The following is a 17,202-nucleotide window of genomic DNA, read 5'->3' on the forward strand; positions in this document are numbered from 1 at the left end:
TACTATTGCAAAAATCAAAATTATACTTATGAGCGTTTTACAAACATTACAAGAGCGAAGCAATTCTAGTTGCGAATTATGTACTTCAAAAGAAGACTTAAACCAATATACAATTCCGCCGTCGTTGAACGAAAATGTAGGGAACGATGTTTTGGTTTGTAAAACTTGTTTAGATCAAATTAACGGTGATGTAGATATGGATGCTAACCACTGGCGTTGTTTAAACGATAGTATGTGGAGTGAGCATGTTGCTGTGCAAATTATGGCGTGGCGTATGTTACAAAGATTAAGAAATGAAGGTTGGCCAAAAGATTTATTGGATATGATGTATCTTGATGATGATGCTATGGCTTTAGCAAGAGCTACTGGAGAGCATGAAGATGCAGCAAGTAAAATTATTCATCGTGATGTAAACGGTGTTATTTTAGAAGCAGGAGATAATGTAGTGTTAATAAAAGATTTAAAAGTAAAAGGTTCTAGCATGGTTGCCAAACAAGGTACAGCTGTTAGAAATATTAGGCTAGATCATGAAAATGCTGAGTTTATAGAAGGTAAAGTTGGACCAACACAAATTGTAATTATTACAAAGTATGTGAAGAAAACATAATTTTTATTCAGCTTACAAATATTTAAACGGTTAAAGTTTTATTGATAATTTCAATAAAGTTTTAACCGTTTTTTTCTGTTTTATTCTGAATACCAAATATGTCTTATTGATGCCGGCTTTCTACAATGTTCTAAAAGGTGTAATGTTTTTTGTTTTATATGAAAATTGACAGTTGAGTCTCAAAAAAATACAATTGGGAAATGAAAAATTCTGTAAGTTGAAGAATAATCTCAAATTTGAAGTAACAAAACTAATTAACTACAAATGGAAGAAGCAATTAAAATTTTGATTTACGTTCATGCCTTTTTTGGGGGCCTTGGATTAATTACAGGAATAGGAAGTGTTATTGTAAAAAAGGGAAGTCCTGCACATAAAAAAATGGGGAAACTATTTTCTATTGGTATGCTGGTCAGTTCTTCTATTTCGTTACCAATTTCATGTATGCCAAATCATGAAAATGTGTTTTTATTTTTAATTGGCTTATTTACAATTTATCTCGTTTTAGCAGGGAATCGTGCGTTAACTTTTAAAACAAAAAAAGAGGCTGACATGAAAGATAAATTGATTTCGGGTGCGATGGTGTGCTTTTCCGTATTAATGATCTTAAATGGTGCTTATGGTGTTCTAAATGATTCTTCTTTGAGTGTTCTGTTTCTATTCTTTGGTGGTTTTGGATTATTTATGAGTATTCAAGATTTTCGATTCTATAAAGCGCCTAAAAAAGTTAAGAATACTTGGTTGCGATTACATATCGGAAAAATGATAGGTGCTTTAATTGCATCCATTACAGCTTTTATTGTTGCAGGTTTGGGCATGGGCAATATAGTCGCTTGGACGTTGCCAACCATTATCGGGACACTATATATTATATATTGGAAAAGAAAACTGAAACTAGTAGTGAAGTCTTAAAAGGCTAAAGATTTAAATTGATAACCTTGCTCGCTAAAATGTTTTAAAACCTTTGGGAGTGTGTATTGCATGTTTTTTGAAGCTTTCAAGCTATCATGAAAAACAACAATGCTACCACTTTTTGTTTTTGAAATAACGTTTTTTAAGCAAGTTGCTTCACTTATTGAGTTTTGCCAATCGAAAGATAAAATATCCCACATTATTATTTTATAGCCAAGTTTAATTAATTGTTTGCCTTGTGCTCGTTTTATTTTACCATAAGGAGGGCGAAATAATTTAATATCGCTAGGTATTGCAGTGTGCTGTTGAGCTTTTTCTTTTTGAATGTTATTCTCAGCGGCATCAACTTCAGTTAAATAATCGGCTGTTTTAGTTTTCCAACCTTTAACATGGTTTTGAGTGTGGTTCCCAATGGCATGCCCGTTTTCTATAATGCTACGGAAAATTCCAGGATGCTTTTCAATGTTATTTCCTATACAGAAAAATGTAGCTTTCGCTTGATAAGCTTTTAATGTATCTAGGGTCCAATTTGTTATTTCTGGTGTTGGGCCATCATCAAAAGTAAGATAGATTGTTTTTTCATTTGTTGAGATGTCCCAAATATAATTTGGGAACATCTTTTTTATAACAAATGGTGTTTTTACAGGTGTTAAGGTCATGCCTTATTCTATAGGTTCAATGGTATCTGTACTTACGTTTGCAGGAATATCTTGGTTTTCTTCTGGAGCGTATTCATCTTGATCACTGTCACCATAAAAATATTTAAACATTTTTAGGTGGTCGTTAAAAATATCGCCTTCAGTTTCTGCAAAAGGAATGTCGTATTTTATTAAAACATCAACTAAGCCTTTGTAGCGTTGTATGTCGGTATAAATATCTTCAAATAAACGTTCTTGTTTATCTGTTTTTAACTTACTGTAATATACTAAATTTTCTTGATATTTTTGAGCAACTTCTTTAAATAAACGTTGCGCTTTTTCTTTGTTTCCTACTTCGTAATAAGCACTAATGTAAGGCTCTAAAAGTGTGTAATAACCAAAGAATTCAACAGGCATGTTTTCCATAGCTATATCGGCTATTTCTTCAGCTTTATCAAGTTTGTCTTCGTTAATTAACTGCTCGGTTAATCGTGCTAAATTTCCACGGTATGTAATTGAGTTTTTACGAGTTTCAACATCGTGATAAATGTCTGGACTTCCGCTATTTCCCCAATCCCATTTTTTAACTTTTTCATACATCAAATCACTGTCTACACGTCCCATATCAAACGGGTTCGATCTATCAACTTCCGTTCTAATAGGTACTAGTTTGTAGCACATACCATCAAGTTGAAGGTAATCTTTCATCCAAATATAATCGTCGTCACCAAAGCTTCCGCCAGTAAAGTAGATTGGGCGATTCCATTCGTTGTTAGCTACAATGTCTAACATAAGTAAACGGTTTTTGTATAGCGCCCCGCCTTTAATTGTAAGGTCTATATAAGGCACTATTTTATCAGCATCTTCCGGTTTAACAATACCCGAGTTTAATGCATTTTGTTTATTTACCGGCAGACGTAATGTTTCGGTTGGTAAATAACTAGCTTTTAAATCTTGTCTCCTTACTTGAGAAATATCGACACCTTGCTGCTCTAAAACATATTTGTATTTAGTTTTAGGATTATCACTTGCAATGAAGTCTAAAAATTGCTTCACTTCAATGGTGTCTTTAGTTACAGGCTCTATCACGATATAATCGTTAGTGCCGTATTTGTATAAATCGTGCGTTAATTGAGACGGTACAGGATCACTTTCGTAAGCCTTGCGTTTCATTTGGTCGATGTACCAATCGGTTTGGAATAAACTTGTGTTTACTACACGTACATCGGTTCTGTAACCTTCAATTTCTTGAGCATACCAAAGTGCGAATGTATCGTTGTCTCCAATGGTAAATAGAATACCATTTTCTGCACAAGAATCTAAATACATTTTAGCCATAGCATTGGCAGTGTATTTTCCAGAACGGTCATGATCGTCCCAGTTGCTAGCAGCCATAATTCCAGGAACTAGAATTAAACAGGCTATAGTAACTATTGGTGCGGTAAGTTGTTTTGGTAAATATGTTTTAAAGAAATCGTACAATGCGTAAACTCCAAAACCAATCCATAGAGCAAATACGTAATAAGATCCTACAACCGAGTAGTCACGCTCACGTGGTTCAAACGGACGTACATTTGTGTAAACTTGTATGGCGATTCCTGTAAACAGAAAGAATACAAGCATTACCCAAAATAATTTTTTGTCTTTATTGTAAAGGAAGAATAAACCGATAATACCTAGAATAAGCGGTAGCATGTAGTATGCATTTCGCGCCTTGTTGTTTTTAACATCGCTAGGTAAGTGGTCTTGAGAGTAGCCTAAGTGCCATTCGTCAATAAATTTAATTCCTGTTATCCAGTTACCGTGATTATCATAACGGCCTTGAATATCATCTTGTCTTCCAGAGAAATTCCACATAAAATAACGCCAGTACATGTAACCCAATTGGTATTCAAACATGTAAATAACATTACTAATTATCGAAGGTTTTTCAACTTCAATTAAACTTTTTTCCTTTTTCAAGAAGTTGTTATAATCTTCGTAATCTACATTGCCTTGTGCCACCTGATTTTTAAAATCATTAAGTTGGGCTTTATATTTTGTAATTTGATTTAAGGCATAAGTTTTAGCTTGTTCCTCGGTTGCTCCAGCGTTAATAGCACTTCTGTAATATGTGTTTTGCGCATCTGGTTTTACTTTGAAATCTAAAAAGCCAGAAAACATCATGTAATTTTCCGCATGCTCGGCACTCCACATTCTTGGTAGAATAGAAGCGTGTTTAGAGTTGTAGTTCTGTTTTGCTTTTTTCCAATCGTTTACAACAACGTATTCCCCTTTTTCTTCATCTTTCTCATACTTAGGTTTGTCGTCTATGTACGGATTGTTTTCATCTAAATAAGCATATTGATCTGTAAATTGAGGTCCGTAAAACAAGTGTGTTTCAGGGTATTGTTCTAAGTTGTAATACGCTAACAATTCTCTAGCACTCGATGGGTTGTTCTCGTTAATAACCACATTAGCATTCGCACGAATTGGTAACATTAACCACGTAGAGAAACCAATAATAACAAAGGTTAAACAAAGAATAGCTGTGTTTAAATGTACAAAGTGTTTCTTTCTAGTGTATTTTAAGCCGTAAGTAATAAGGCCAACAAGTAGTAAGCCCGCAATAATAGACCCTGAATTAAAAGGCAAGCCAATAGTGTTCACGAAAAATATTTCGAAAGCACTAAATATTTTAAGAATATTAGGAGCCAAAAGTTTAAAAACGAATAACAAAATACCAACCGAAGCAATATTTGCAATGATGAAGTTTTTTATAGTTACGGTTTTATAATTCTTGAAAAAGTAAACCAACCCTATGGCAGGTATGGTTAATAAGCCCATAAAGTGAACTCCAAAAGAAAGCCCGATAACAAAGGCAATTAAAATAAGCCATCGATTTCCTCTTGGGTTATCCATGTCTTGTTCCCAACGTAAGCCTAGCCAGAATAAAACGGACATAATTAATGTCGCCATGGCATAAACTTCGGTTTCTACAGCATTAAACCAAAACGAATCGGTAAAAGTAAAGGCTAAACTACCAACTAAACCACTACCTAAAATGGCATAAGCTTGGTTTTTATTTATCTCACCATCTGCTGTAACCAGTTTTTTTAATAGAATTGTTATGGTCCAAAACATAAAAAGAATAGTGAATGCACTAGAAACAGCACTCATCATATTCATCATCCAGCCAATTAAAGCATTATTTCCAAATGTGAAAATGGAGAAAAAAGCACCCAACATTTGAAATAATGGCGCTCCCGGTGGGTGGCCAACTTGTAGTTTAGAAGAAGTTAAAATATATTCCCCTGCATCCCAAAAACTCACTGTTGGCTCAACAGTTAAGCTATAAGTAATAAGTGCTATTAAAAAAGAGAACCATCCTAAAACGGTATTCCATTTTTTAAAGTTAAAATTTGCCATAAAAATCTATACATTAATTGCTTTGGCGAATTTAATAATAAATACTTAATACCTTATGTTTTTAAGGAAACGTTAAGTGTTCAAAAAAAATAATTGAAAAAAAAATTAAAAAAGTTTGCACAAAGGAAAAAAAGTTCTAAATTTGCCGTCTCGAATAAAGAATGGCCCATGGTGTAACTGGCAACACGTCTGTTTTTGGTGCAGAAGAGTCTAGGTTCGAGCCCTAGTGGGCCAACTCTGAAACCAACCCTGATTACGAAAGTAATTGGGGTTTTTTTTGTGCTTTACTTTTGGAGTTTTTACAGATAAAAAAAAGCTCCATGTAAAATTTATGGAGCCTTTAAAAGTATAATTAGCAATTGGTTTTGCTGAAATTTTAAAAAAGAGTTAATCAATATACTCGGTTTCTAGAAAGTAATTTACAATAGCTTCTTTCATTAAAACACTTTGTTCGCCAGCCTTTAAATGTGGTAAAGCTTCTAGCGCTGTGTAATGTGGCCAGCCATCTTTATCTACAAAATCGAGTTGGTAATATCCGTAAGGCATTAATAATTTGCAAATAGCAATATGCATTAAGTCTAATTTTTGATCTTTTTTAAAAGCGCGCTCCAATTGTCCGAGTTCTTGTACGCCTATTAAATATATAATAGCGTCAAGATCTAAGGTGTCTCCATCTGCAAATTGATCAGATAGTTTTTTAACAACCAAGTTCCAGCGTTCCTTTAATTCTTCGTCTCTTGCCATTTTTAGTTTTTAAATTGAAATTTTTGACAAAGTTAACGAACCTTTTGTTATTCTAAGATAACATAGTGGGGCATTTGCCGTTATTGTTTGTGTGAGCAGTATTAGTGTGTAAATTCTTTTATTTTATATTTGCATTAAATTGTTACTATGGGTGTTATTGATATTGTTTTAGGCGCATTAATTCTATTTGGCTTAGTTCGTGGTTTTATGAAAGGGCTTTTTGTTGAGGTTGCTTCGTTGGTTGCTTTAGTTGCAGGAGTTTATGGAGCTATCCATTTTAGTGATTTTGCTGCCGAATTTTTAAATACTAAAACCGATTGGGATGAAAAAACCATTAGTATTACCGCCTTTGCTATAACTTTTGTTGTTATCATTCTGGCTATTTCGCTTGCTGGTAAAGCCTTAACTAAATTGGCCGATTTTGCGGCACTCGGTATTATAAATAAATTAGCGGGTGGCGTTTTTGGAGCTTTAAAAATTGCAGTTATTTTAAGTGTGGTTTTAATAGTTTTCGATAGAATGAATAGTACAATTACTTTTGTAGAAGAAGAAAATGTGGAAGATTCTATGCTTTATATGCCAGTGAAATCTTTAGTACCTATGATTTTTCCAAATATTTTAACACCCAAAGAAGATATTGAAGAGACTGATGTTGAAGTTTAATTTAGCTGATTTTCAGAACGAAAAAGCGTCACAAATAATTGAGATTTACCAAGATAATCGGTATTAATTGCTAAAGCGAAAATCTTTGTTTTTAGTCTTTAGAATAATCTTATCTTTACATCTTGAAGTTGTATTTAGTAGATACACTTCATCAACCGTGTTATACTCTTGCTTTCATAGTAAAATAACTGTAAAGTAAAGATTCAAAATAAATAGTTATAAACCTTCTTCTGGTAAAACTTTGGTTTTATTCAGAATCAATATATAAAATATATGGCTTGCGCAAGTTGCTCAACAAAAGACGGCTCTCCTAGTGGCTGCAAAAATAATGGCACCTGTGGTACAGATAGTTGCAATAAATTAACCGTATTCGATTGGTTAGCAAATATGTCTCTTCCAAGTGGCGAAAAACCATTCGATTGGGTAGAAGTACGTTTTAAAAACGGACGAAAAGACTACTATAAAAATGCCGAAAACTTAACATTAAGTATTGGTGATATTGTAGCAACACAAGCACAATCTGGTCACGATATTGGTATGGTTACCCTTTCGGGGGAATTAGTACGCGTACAAATGAAACGCAAAAATATCTCGGTAAAGCCAGTTGAAACATTAAAAATATACAGAAAAGCAAGTCAGAAAGATATCGATATTTGGCAAGCGGCCCGTGATAAAGAAGAGCCAATGAAGGTTCGTGCGCGTCAGTTTGCAATAGATTTAAAGCTCCAAATGAAAATTTCGGATATCGAATTTCAAGGAGATGCTAGTAAAGCCACGTTTTATTATACAGCCGAAGAGCGCGTAGATTTCCGTGAGTTAATTAAGGTTTTTGCTCGTGAGTTTAGAACACGAATAGAAATGAAACAAGTTGGTTTTCGTCAAGAAGCTTCACGACTTGGAGGTATTGGTTCTTGTGGACGTGAATTATGTTGCTCTACGTGGTTAACAGATTTTAGATCGGTAAGCACATCTGCAGCGCGTTACCAACAGTTATCACTTAATCCTCAGAAATTAGCAGGGCAATGTGGTAAATTAAAATGTTGTTTAAATTACGAATTAGATACTTATTTAGATGCTTTAAAAAGTTTTCCAAAAACAGATATTAAGCTAAAAACAGGAAAAGGAACAGCAGTTTGTCAAAAAACAGATATTTTCAAAGGACATATGTGGTATGCTTATGAAGGTGAATGGATGAACTGGCATAAAATAACTACAGAGCAGGCTAACGAAATTATTGAAGCTAACAAAAAGAACGAACCTATTGCCAGCCTAGAGGAATATGCATTAGATGTTTTAGAAGATGTTAAAACAGAGTTCGAAAATGTTGTTGGTCAAGATAGTTTAACACGTTTCGATAGTCCAAAACGTAATAATAAACGTAAAAATACTAGAAAGAAGCCGAACCAAAAGGGGGCTCCAAATTCTAATCAAAAGCCAAGGCCTAACGCTAAGAGTTCTAATACGTCGCCAAAAAGACAAAACCCAAATCAAAAAGGGCCGAATCAAAAAGGTGAAGGAACTCCAAAAGCAGTTCCTAATAAAAGAGCTCCTAAGAAAAGAACAGGAGAAAATGGCGCAGCAAATACGGATAAACCAAACACTAATCCGAATAGGAATAACCGAAACCGGAATAATAAAAGAAAACCAAAACCAAAATCAAAACCACAAAGCAATAATGATGCTGCCGAATAATAGCTTCTTATTTTTTTTAATAACCGCATTGCTGTTTACATCATGCGATTCTAATCGTGTTTTCGATGAGTATCAATCGGTTCCAAATACTTGGAATAGAGAGAATGTTGTGAGTTTCAATATTACTCCAACCGATTCTATTAAACCTTATAATTTATTTGTAAATCTGAGAAATACAAATGCTTATAAGTACAATAATGTCTTTTTAATTGTTGAAATGATAAATCCGAACGGAAAGATTCAAAAAGATACTTTGGAGTATAAAATGGCCGAACCTAGCGGGAAACTTTTAGGTACAGGTTATACAGATATAAAAGAAAATAAACTTTGGTATAAAAAAGGTTTTGTGTTTAATGAAACTGGCGAGTACAAGGTTAATATACATCAAGCTATGCGCGAACGCGGCAAAGTAAACGGTGTTGTAAACCTAGACGGCATAACCGATGTTGGCTTTAGAATAGAAAATCCCACAATACAGTAATCCCTAATTTTAAAACTTAAATCGCTCTTAATTTAAGGCTCTTAAACCATGGCAAAAGCAAAAAAAGAAACAAACACAGTTCAAGATTTTACAAAATACATTCGATGGTTTTGGGTGATATTTTTAGGAGGTATTCTCTCTATCGTTTTAGTGTTTTTATTAGCATCTTGGGGTGTTTTTGGCGAAATGCCAGATCACACCGTGTTAGAAAACCCTAAAACAAATTTAGCAACAGAAATTCTTTCTTCCGATGGGCAAACCCTAGGGAAGTTCTATTTTAATGATAACAGAACACCTGTTGGTTATAATGAGTTGCCACAATATTTGGTTAACGCATTAATAGCAACAGAAGATGCACGGTTTAAAGATCATTCTGGTATTGATGCCAAAGGAACTTTACGTGCTATATTGACGCTTGGTAGCGGTGGTGGAGCAAGTACTATTTCTCAGCAATTGGCAAAGCAATTATTTCATGGTGAAGGCTCTAAAAATATTGTAGAGCGTGTTTTGCAAAAAGTGAAAGAATGGATTATTGCTATTCGTTTAGAGCGCCAATACACCAAAGAAGAAATTATTGCACAATATTTCAATATTTACGATTTCTTAAATAATGCCGATGGTATTCGTAGTGCCTCACGTATTTATTTCGGTAAAGAACCTATAGAGTTGGATTTAAAAGAATCTGCGATGCTTGTTGGTATGTTTAAAAATTCATCTTTATTTAATCCAAGAAAACGAGTTGAGTTAACTAAAACCCGTAGAAATGTAGTTTTAGCTCAAATGGAGAAATACGATTTTATAGATGAAAAAGTAAAAGACTCTCTTCAAAAAACAGATTTAGATTTAAACTATTCTCCAGAGTCGCACCGTGAAGGTATCGCTACTTACTTTAGAGGATATTTAGATGGTTTTATGAAAGATTGGATTAAAGAAAACCCTAAGCCAGACGGAACAAAATATAATTTATATAACGACGGTTTAAAAATTTATACAACCATCGATTCTCGTATGCAAAAACATGCTGAAGATGCTGTGCAACAACATATGCCAAGGCTTCAAGCTGAGTTTTTTAACCAGAATAACATTAAAAAGAATCCTACAGCTCCGTTTTTAGATCTTAATAAAAATGAGGTTGCTTCGCTATTAAGGCGAGGAATGAAACAGTCTGAACGTTGGAGGCATCTTAAATACGATTTAAAAAAATCGGATAAAGAAATTGAAGCTTCATTTAATGAACCTGCAGAAATGACTGTTTTTGCATGGGAAGATGGTAGAGCGTCAGAAATAGATACTATCATGAAACCTATAGATTCTATGCGTTATTATAAATCATTCCTTCGTACAGGTATGATGTCTATGGATCCGCAAACAGGCCATGTAAAAGCTTGGGTTGGTGGTATGAATTACCGTCACTTCCAATATGATATGGTAAACCAAGGGAAGCGTCAAATTGGTTCGACCTTTAAGCCTTTTGTTTATACAGCGGCTATGGATCAGTTGCATTTATCACCTTGTGATGAGTTGCCAGATACACCATTTTGTATCGAAGCCAATAAATACGGAAACCCAGAAGAATGGTGTCCTAAAAACTCAGGTGGTGAGTATGGTGGTACACGTTCTTTGAAGAATGCATTAGCTAATTCGGTTAATACCATTACAGCACGATTAATTGATAAAGTAGGACCGCAAACGGTTATAGATTTAGTTAGAAAATTAGGAATCGATTCTGATATTCCTGCTGTGCCTTCTATTGCTTTAGGAACACCAGATATTAGTGTTTACGAAATGGTTGGTGCTTATTCTACTTTTGCAAACCAAGGGGTTTATACCAAACCAGTTATGGTAACAACAATTGCCGATAAGAACGGAACTATTTTATATCAATTTAAACCAGAAACACGGGATGTTTTAAGTGAAGAAACCGCTTATGTTACCGTAAAACTTATGGAAGGTGTAACACAATCTGGTTCTGGTGCACGTTTAAGAGGTAAAGGAAGAGATTCTTATAGAAGTGATTATAGAAAAGTAATTACAGGATATCCATATGAGTTTACAAACCCAATTGCAGGTAAAACTGGTACTACACAAAACCAAAGTGATGGTTGGTTTATGGGTATGGTTCCAAACTTAGTAACTGGTGTTTGGGTTGGAGGCGAAGATAGAGCTGTCCATTTTCCTGGTATTACTTACGGGCAAGGTGCAGCAATGGCTCTACCAATTTGGGGTGTTTACATGAAGAACTGTTATGCCGACAAGCATTTAGAAATTTCTAAAGATGCTTTTACAAAACCTAAAAATTTATCTATTAATGTAGATTGTTCTAAGGTTGATAGCGATTCTGATAGTAATCAAGATGATAATACACCTGAAGATTTAGATTTTTAAATCTTAAGAACTTAATATAATGTATTAAAAACCATTCTGAAAAGGATGGTTTTTTTTGGTTTAGTTCGTAGCTAATTTGTTAAGTCTTGAATAGGTTTCTTTTCAATAAATTTTTCCGTGTAAACGATACCCATAAATTATTGGAGATGAAAGATTTTATGGTTCAAGTTTATTTAACTAAAACGTTGGTAATATTATTTGTTTAAATTTTAATATTCTTTTGAATTATTCGTAAATTTAAGCAGCTTTAAATGATGTTTTTATAAAAACATGAAGCTTAATTCTAAAACGAATTCATAATGATAAATAAGAAAGTAGCTAATGTTGATGCCGCGCTAAATGGTGTAAAAGACAATATGACCTTTATGCTAGGCGGATTTGGACTGAGTGGCATTCCCGAAAATGCTATAGCTAAGTTAGTAAAGCTTGGAGTTCATGGTTTAACCTGTATTTCTAATAATGCAGGTGTTGATGATTTTGGATTGGGTTTACTACTTCAAAAAAAACAGATTAAAAAAATGATATCTTCTTATGTTGGCGAAAATGATGAATTTGAACGCCAAATGCTTTCTGGAGAACTCGATGTTGAACTTATTCCGCAAGGTACATTAGCTGAAAGATGTCGTGCTGCTCAAGCCGGATTCCCTGCTATTTACACACCTGCAGGTTATGGAACCGAAGTCGCCGAAGGTAAAGAAACGAGAGAATTCGATGGTAAAATGTATGTGTTAGAACATGCGTTTAAAGCCGATTTTGCTTTTGTTAAGGCCTGGAAAGGCGATGCCGCTGGTAATTTGATTTTTAAAGGAACAGCTCGAAATTTTAATCCGGTAATGTGTGGTGCTGCAAAAATAACTGTTGCTGAGGTTGAAGAGTTGGTGCCACTAGGGGAGTTAGATCCTAATCAAATTCATATTCCTGGTATTTTTGTACAGCGTATTTTTCAAGGAGAACGCTATGAGAAACGAATTGAGCAACGCACAGTAAGATCGCGTGGTTAAATTTGATTATCCTTTTAGATAAAGTTTAAAATTAAGAATCCAATTAAGAGGTTTTCGCTTCCGCGGAACTAATAAAGACACAAAATCATGTTAGATAAAATAGGTATAGCAAAGCGCATTGCAAAGGAAGTTCAGGATGGTTATTACGTTAATTTAGGAATTGGCATTCCAACGTTGGTAGCAAATTATGTTAGAGAAGATATAGAGGTCGAATTTCAAAGTGAAAATGGTGTTTTAGGCATGGGGCCTTTCCCTTTTGAGGGAGAAGAAGATGCTGATGTTATAAATGCAGGAAAACAAACTATAACGGCTTTGCCTGGGGCTAGTTTTTTCGATTCGGCTTTAAGTTTCTCAATGATTCGAGGTCAGCATGTCGATTTAACTATTCTAGGTGCTATGGAAGTGGCGGAAAATGGGGACATTGCAAACTGGAAAATCCCAGGACGGATGGTTAAAGGTATGGGAGGCGCTATGGATTTGGTAGCAAGTGCCGAAAATATTATTGTCGCCATGATGCACACTAACAAAAAAGGCGAATCTAAACTTCTCAAAAAATGTACGTTACCATTAACAGGTGTTGGGTGTGTAAAGAGAATTGTAACCAACCTTGCGGTGTTAGATGTTACTGCTGTTGGGTTTAAACTTTTAGAACGCGCTCCAGGTGTTTCGGTAGATGATATAAAAAACGCAACAGAGGGCACTTTAATTATTGATGGAGATATACCTGAGATGCAATTTTAATAAGCTGTTTTTAGTTGTTTGTGGGGCTAAACAGAGTTAAATGTTAAAATTTAATGTATTTCAGCGATAATATGTGTTTTTAAACCGATTTATTCAAAGAAAAGAATATCTTTACAGAGAACAAAGAAACCAAGTTTAATTATAGATTTCCCCCAAATCTACCATAATCTAACCCTTATGAATTTTGCACCAAATCTACCTGAACAACCTACATTTAAAACAAGTAAATTTCAAGAATCTGTACAAGGAAACTTGCAATTTTTAAAAGGCCTACTTTACTTGACCAAGAAAATTTTCATGCTATAACTTCCCCAAGTTATAGCGTGAATCTATTTCACAATTCTTATTAAATCCCTTTCGGAATAGCTTCAATAAGCTTTTTTGTATAATCCTTTTTAGGAGTTTTGTAGATAGTATCAGCGTCGTCCAATTCTTCAATTTTACCTTTATTCATAACCAATAATTGGTCGCTCATATATTTTACAACAGCCAAATCGTGTGAAATAAAGATATAAGTAAAACCGAAATCTTTTTTTAGCTCATTTAATAGGTTTAAAACTTGTGCTTGTACTGATATGTCAAGTGCAGAAACAGACTCGTCGCAAACAATAAGTTTGGGCTGTAAAGCAATGGTACGCGCAATACCAATACGTTGGCGCTGCCCGCCAGAAAATTCGTGAGGATATCTATTAAAATAATCTTCCGATAAGCCAACACGGTTTAAAATATCAATAACTTTTTCTTTCCTTTCTTTAGTAGAGTTGAATAGTCCATGGACTTTCATAGGTTCCATAATGGCTTCTCCAACAGGCATTCTTGGATTTAATGAGGAGTAAGGATCTTGGAATATAATTTGAATATCTTTTCTAAGTTTTCTAGTTTCAGTTTTATCTAATTTGGTAATATCAATGCCGTTATACAAAATTTGACCTGCCGTAGCTTTATCTAGTTGCAAGATGGCGTTACCAAGTGTAGATTTCCCGCAGCCAGATTCACCTACCAATCCTAATGTTTCACCAGGATATAATTTGAAACTAACATTATTTACAGCCTTGAAGGAGGTGGCCTTTTTAAAGAATCCAGCACTAGATAAATATTCCTTTTCAACATTAATAACTTCTAATAACGGTGTTTGGCTATAAATTTTTTCATGATTTACTTGCCTGTCATAGTCGGTTACAATTTCGGTAGAGGTTGTGTCTTCCAAAAAATCTTTTATAGTTGGTAAGGTTTTTAGGCGTGTATCTAATGATGGACGCGAGTTAATTAATGCTTTGGTGTAATTGTGTTTTGGGCTTTTAAATATAGTTTTAACCAAGCCTTCTTCAACTAAGTTTCCTCTAAACATAACCAAAACATGGTTCGCTATTTCGGAGATTAAAGCCAAATCGTGAGTAATGAAAATAATACTCATTTTGGTTTCAGCCTGTAGTTCTTTCAGAAGCTTTATTATATCTTTTTGTACTGTAACATCTAGTGCTGTTGTAGGTTCGTCGGCAATTAAAACATCGGGTTTACATGCAATAGCCATCGCAATCATAACGCGTTGTTTTTGGCCTCCAGATATTTCATGTGGATATTTGGTGTAGGTTCGTTTTACGTCGGGTAGCTTTACTTTTTCGAATAAAGATAATGTTTCGTTTTCGGCTTCTTTTTTAGATAAATTGGTGTGCTGTAAAAGAATTTCTTGTACTTGCTTGCCACAGGTCATAGACGGATTTAAAGAACTCATGGGTTCTTGAAAAATCATGGCTATTTGTTTTCCTCTTATATTTTGAAATGCTTTGGGTGATAGTTTGGTTAAATCTTCATTGTTAAAGAGAATGCTTCCTGAGGTGATTTTAGAAATTTTCTTCGGAAGTAAACCTAAAATGGCTAATGAGGATACTGATTTTCCTGAACCCGATTCGCCTACAATACCCAGGATTTCATTTTCCTTAAGGTTGAAAGATATGTTATGGATGACTTCATTGCCATTAAATGCAATGGATAAATCGGTTACGCTAAGTATGTTTTTCTTCATTAAATATGAATAATTTCGTCGTTTTTTAAAATGGCATCACCTCGTAGGCGTAAAAATATCTGTGCTACGGCAATGGTATCTTTTTCGCAATAGGTTACAATTCTATCAATTTCTTTGTCTTCGTAAAATACACGATAAACCTCGCTGCCATCAATATCATCTTTTGGAGACGGAATCCCTAATACGCTGGTTAATAGTTTTAACGAGGTATAGGTTTTATAATCGCCAAATTTCCATAGTTCTAGCGTGTCTAGATGTGGTACTTCCCAAGGTTTTTTGCCAAATAAATTTAATTTTTGTGGTATTTCAATATCGTTTATAATCATGCGTCTAGCAATAAACGGAAAATCGAATTCTTTACCATTGTGACCGCAAAGTAAGTGTTTTGCTTGATTAAAATGTGTGTTTAATAAGGTTTTAAAATCAGTTAAAAGTTTAACTTCTTCTCCATGGAAAGAAGTTGTTCTAAAACTTCGAGACTCATCCGTGATTTTAAAATAACCTACCGAAATACAAACTATTTTACCAAACTCTGCCCAAATTCCGGCATGGTTATAAAATTCTTCGGCGGTTTCATCTTCTTTGCGCTGGTATTTCGATTTGTGTTCCCAAAGCGCTTGTTTTGTTTCGTCTAAATCAGAGAAATATTGTGTTTCCGGAACGGTTTCGATATCCAGAAATAAAATGTTTTCTAAGTTAAGTTTACGTATCATTTTTCTAGCATTTTATAGGCTTCGTTTATATACACAGAAATATCATCGGTAAACGTAGCCACTGTTTTTATTGGCCCTTTAGAGTGACCTAGCCTTACTATAATAACATTATCGTTCGGTTCTACAATAACGTATTGCCCTAAGTGGCCACGCATCATAAAAAAGTGTTTATCTTTTATTGTTCTTAGCCACCAACCGTAACCATATTCCGGACTGTTTTTAAAGCGTGGTTTAATTGATTTTGCCACAAAAGTGGAGTCTAAAATTTGTTTACCGTTCCATTTTCCGTGGTCTTTATAAAGTTTACCAAAGCGCGCAAAATCTTTAGCATTACTAGCTATGCAGCAATAGGCTTTTACTAAATCGTGAGTTTCGCTGTCTACTTGCCATAGGGTTGAGTTTTCAGAGTTTAGAGGTTTCCAAAAACTTTCGGTTAAATAATTATAGAGTTTTTTGCCCGTAGCGTTTTCTATCACCATGGCTAACATTTGTGTGTCTCCACTAGCGTATTTAAAATACTGACCAGGAGTATCTACAACCTTTAGACTGTTTGTTACTTTCGCTAGGTCGTCATCAAAATAAGCACGTGTTGTAATAGATAGAGGCGAGTAGTAGGCTTCGTCCCAATTTGTGCCAGAAGCCATGCTAGATAAATCTCCAACCGTCATGGTTTTGGCTAATCCATTACAAAATTCTGGTAAAAAATCACAAACTGGTTGGTCTAAATTTTTTATATAACCTTCTTTTATTGCTTTACCTAAAAGTCCCGACACATAGCTTTTTGCCATAGAAAAGGAATTGGATTGTGAATTTGCGTTAAAACCGTCGTAGTAATTTTCGAACCAAATACTATCGTTTTTAATAATCACGTAGGCAATGGTTCCGTTTTGTGAGTTGATTTTAGATAGTGTTTCGGTTGCTTTTACAGAATTATAATCTGTATGGTTTGGCCAAGGGATAGGTGTGCCCGTTTCAACCACTCTGTTATCTAGTTCTTTATAATCTTCCAAGAAAGCTGTGGTATGCCCTTTTAGATATATGGTTCTAACGGCTTTTATTAAGTAATCTGTATCGGTGATATAAAGCACAGCAATAAGTAGAACGATTATTATTGCGAGCCATTTAATAAGTTTTTTAAGGAATGTCATTTATTTGGTTTAGTATAGAAACTAAAGATAATAAAATTCTATTCTAATA

Annotated in this window: 14 protein-coding genes and 1 tRNA gene; 9 read left to right on the forward strand and 6 right to left on the reverse strand. The window is 34.4% G+C overall.

Annotation, left to right across the window (positions count from 1 at the left end; all coding sequences use genetic code 11):
- The first annotated feature begins 28 nt into the window (after window positions 1-28).
- Complete coding sequence (locus tag DFQ06_RS16290) at window positions 29-607, forward strand: PhnA domain-containing protein (RefSeq protein WP_042496858.1); 579 nt, start codon at window positions 29-31, stop codon at window positions 605-607.
- Between the two features lie 264 nt (window positions 608-871).
- The gene (locus DFQ06_RS16295; RefSeq protein WP_133968941.1) at window positions 872-1,516 is read left to right on the forward strand and encodes a hypothetical protein; all 645 of its coding nucleotides are present in this window, start codon (window positions 872-874) and stop codon (window positions 1,514-1,516) included.
- On the opposite strand, the gene DFQ06_RS16300 is transcribed toward DFQ06_RS16295, so the two are convergent.
- Complete coding sequence (locus DFQ06_RS16300) at window positions 1,513-2,175, reverse strand: polysaccharide deacetylase family protein (RefSeq protein ID WP_042496860.1); 663 nt, start codon at window positions 2,173-2,175, stop codon at window positions 1,513-1,515. The genes DFQ06_RS16295 and DFQ06_RS16300 overlap by 4 nt on opposite strands.
- A 3-nt stretch (window positions 2,176-2,178) precedes the next feature.
- On the reverse strand, window positions 2,179-5,562 hold the full coding sequence (locus tag DFQ06_RS16305; protein ID WP_133968943.1) for a glycosyltransferase family 117 protein: 3,384 nt from the start codon (window positions 5,560-5,562) through the stop codon (window positions 2,179-2,181).
- A gap of 162 nt (window positions 5,563-5,724) precedes the next feature.
- Between DFQ06_RS16305 and DFQ06_RS16310 the strand changes: the two genes are divergently transcribed.
- Window positions 5,725-5,797, forward strand: a tRNA-Gln gene (locus tag DFQ06_RS16310).
- A gap of 152 nt (window positions 5,798-5,949) precedes the next feature.
- Here the strand turns inward: DFQ06_RS16310 and DFQ06_RS16315 are convergent.
- Window positions 5,950-6,306, reverse strand: coding sequence for a hypothetical protein (locus tag DFQ06_RS16315; RefSeq protein WP_042496862.1), 357 nt, complete (start codon window positions 6,304-6,306; stop codon window positions 5,950-5,952).
- Window positions 6,307-6,453: 147 nt separating this feature from the next.
- On the opposite strand from DFQ06_RS16315, the gene DFQ06_RS16320 reads away from it, so the two are divergent.
- The 6 genes from DFQ06_RS16320 to DFQ06_RS16345 all read left to right on the forward strand — a co-directional run bounded on the left by DFQ06_RS16320 (window position 6,454) and on the right by DFQ06_RS16345 (window position 13,269).
- On the forward strand, window positions 6,454-6,969 hold the full coding sequence (locus tag DFQ06_RS16320; protein ID WP_042496865.1) for a CvpA family protein: 516 nt from the start codon (window positions 6,454-6,456) through the stop codon (window positions 6,967-6,969).
- A 273-nt stretch (window positions 6,970-7,242) separates the two neighbouring features.
- On the forward strand, window positions 7,243-8,661 hold the full coding sequence (locus DFQ06_RS16325) for a PSP1 domain-containing protein (RefSeq protein ID WP_133968945.1): 1,419 nt from the start codon (window positions 7,243-7,245) through the stop codon (window positions 8,659-8,661).
- Window positions 8,645-9,142, forward strand: coding sequence for a gliding motility lipoprotein GldH (locus DFQ06_RS16330; protein WP_394345345.1), 498 nt, complete (start codon window positions 8,645-8,647; stop codon window positions 9,140-9,142). Before DFQ06_RS16325 ends, DFQ06_RS16330 begins: the two co-directional genes overlap by 17 nt.
- A 48-nt stretch (window positions 9,143-9,190) precedes the next feature.
- Window positions 9,191-11,527, forward strand: coding sequence for a penicillin-binding protein 1A (locus DFQ06_RS16335; protein WP_074938705.1), 2,337 nt, complete (start codon window positions 9,191-9,193; stop codon window positions 11,525-11,527).
- 299 nt (window positions 11,528-11,826) lie between these two features.
- Window positions 11,827-12,528 (forward strand): CoA transferase subunit A, encoded by a 702-nt coding sequence (locus tag DFQ06_RS16340; RefSeq protein ID WP_042504440.1) that lies wholly within the window; start codon window positions 11,827-11,829, stop codon window positions 12,526-12,528.
- 87 nt (window positions 12,529-12,615) lie between these two features.
- Window positions 12,616-13,269, forward strand: coding sequence for a 3-oxoacid CoA-transferase subunit B (locus tag DFQ06_RS16345; protein ID WP_133968947.1), 654 nt, complete (start codon window positions 12,616-12,618; stop codon window positions 13,267-13,269).
- Between the two features lie 346 nt (window positions 13,270-13,615).
- On the opposite strand, the gene DFQ06_RS16350 is transcribed toward DFQ06_RS16345, so the two are convergent.
- Genes DFQ06_RS16350 through DFQ06_RS16360 form a run of 3 tightly spaced genes read right to left on the reverse strand, consistent with a single transcriptional unit; the run spans window position 13,616 to window position 17,153 of the window.
- Window positions 13,616-15,292, reverse strand: coding sequence for an ABC transporter ATP-binding protein (locus DFQ06_RS16350; protein WP_133968949.1), 1,677 nt, complete (start codon window positions 15,290-15,292; stop codon window positions 13,616-13,618).
- The gene (locus tag DFQ06_RS16355) at window positions 15,292-16,005 is read right to left on the reverse strand and encodes a 3'-5' exonuclease (RefSeq protein WP_042496870.1); all 714 of its coding nucleotides are present in this window, start codon (window positions 16,003-16,005) and stop codon (window positions 15,292-15,294) included. Before DFQ06_RS16355 ends, DFQ06_RS16350 begins: the two co-directional genes overlap by 1 nt.
- Window positions 16,002-17,153: a serine hydrolase domain-containing protein gene (locus DFQ06_RS16360; protein WP_133968951.1), complete on the reverse strand. Its 1,152-nt coding sequence runs from the start codon at window positions 17,151-17,153 to the stop codon at window positions 16,002-16,004. Before DFQ06_RS16360 ends, DFQ06_RS16355 begins: the two co-directional genes overlap by 4 nt.
- Window positions 17,154-17,202: the final 49 nt, after the last annotated feature.

The sequence above is a fragment of the Algibacter lectus genome, assembly GCF_004368925.1.
In the GTDB taxonomy this organism is placed as follows: domain Bacteria; phylum Bacteroidota; class Bacteroidia; order Flavobacteriales; family Flavobacteriaceae; genus Algibacter; species Algibacter lectus.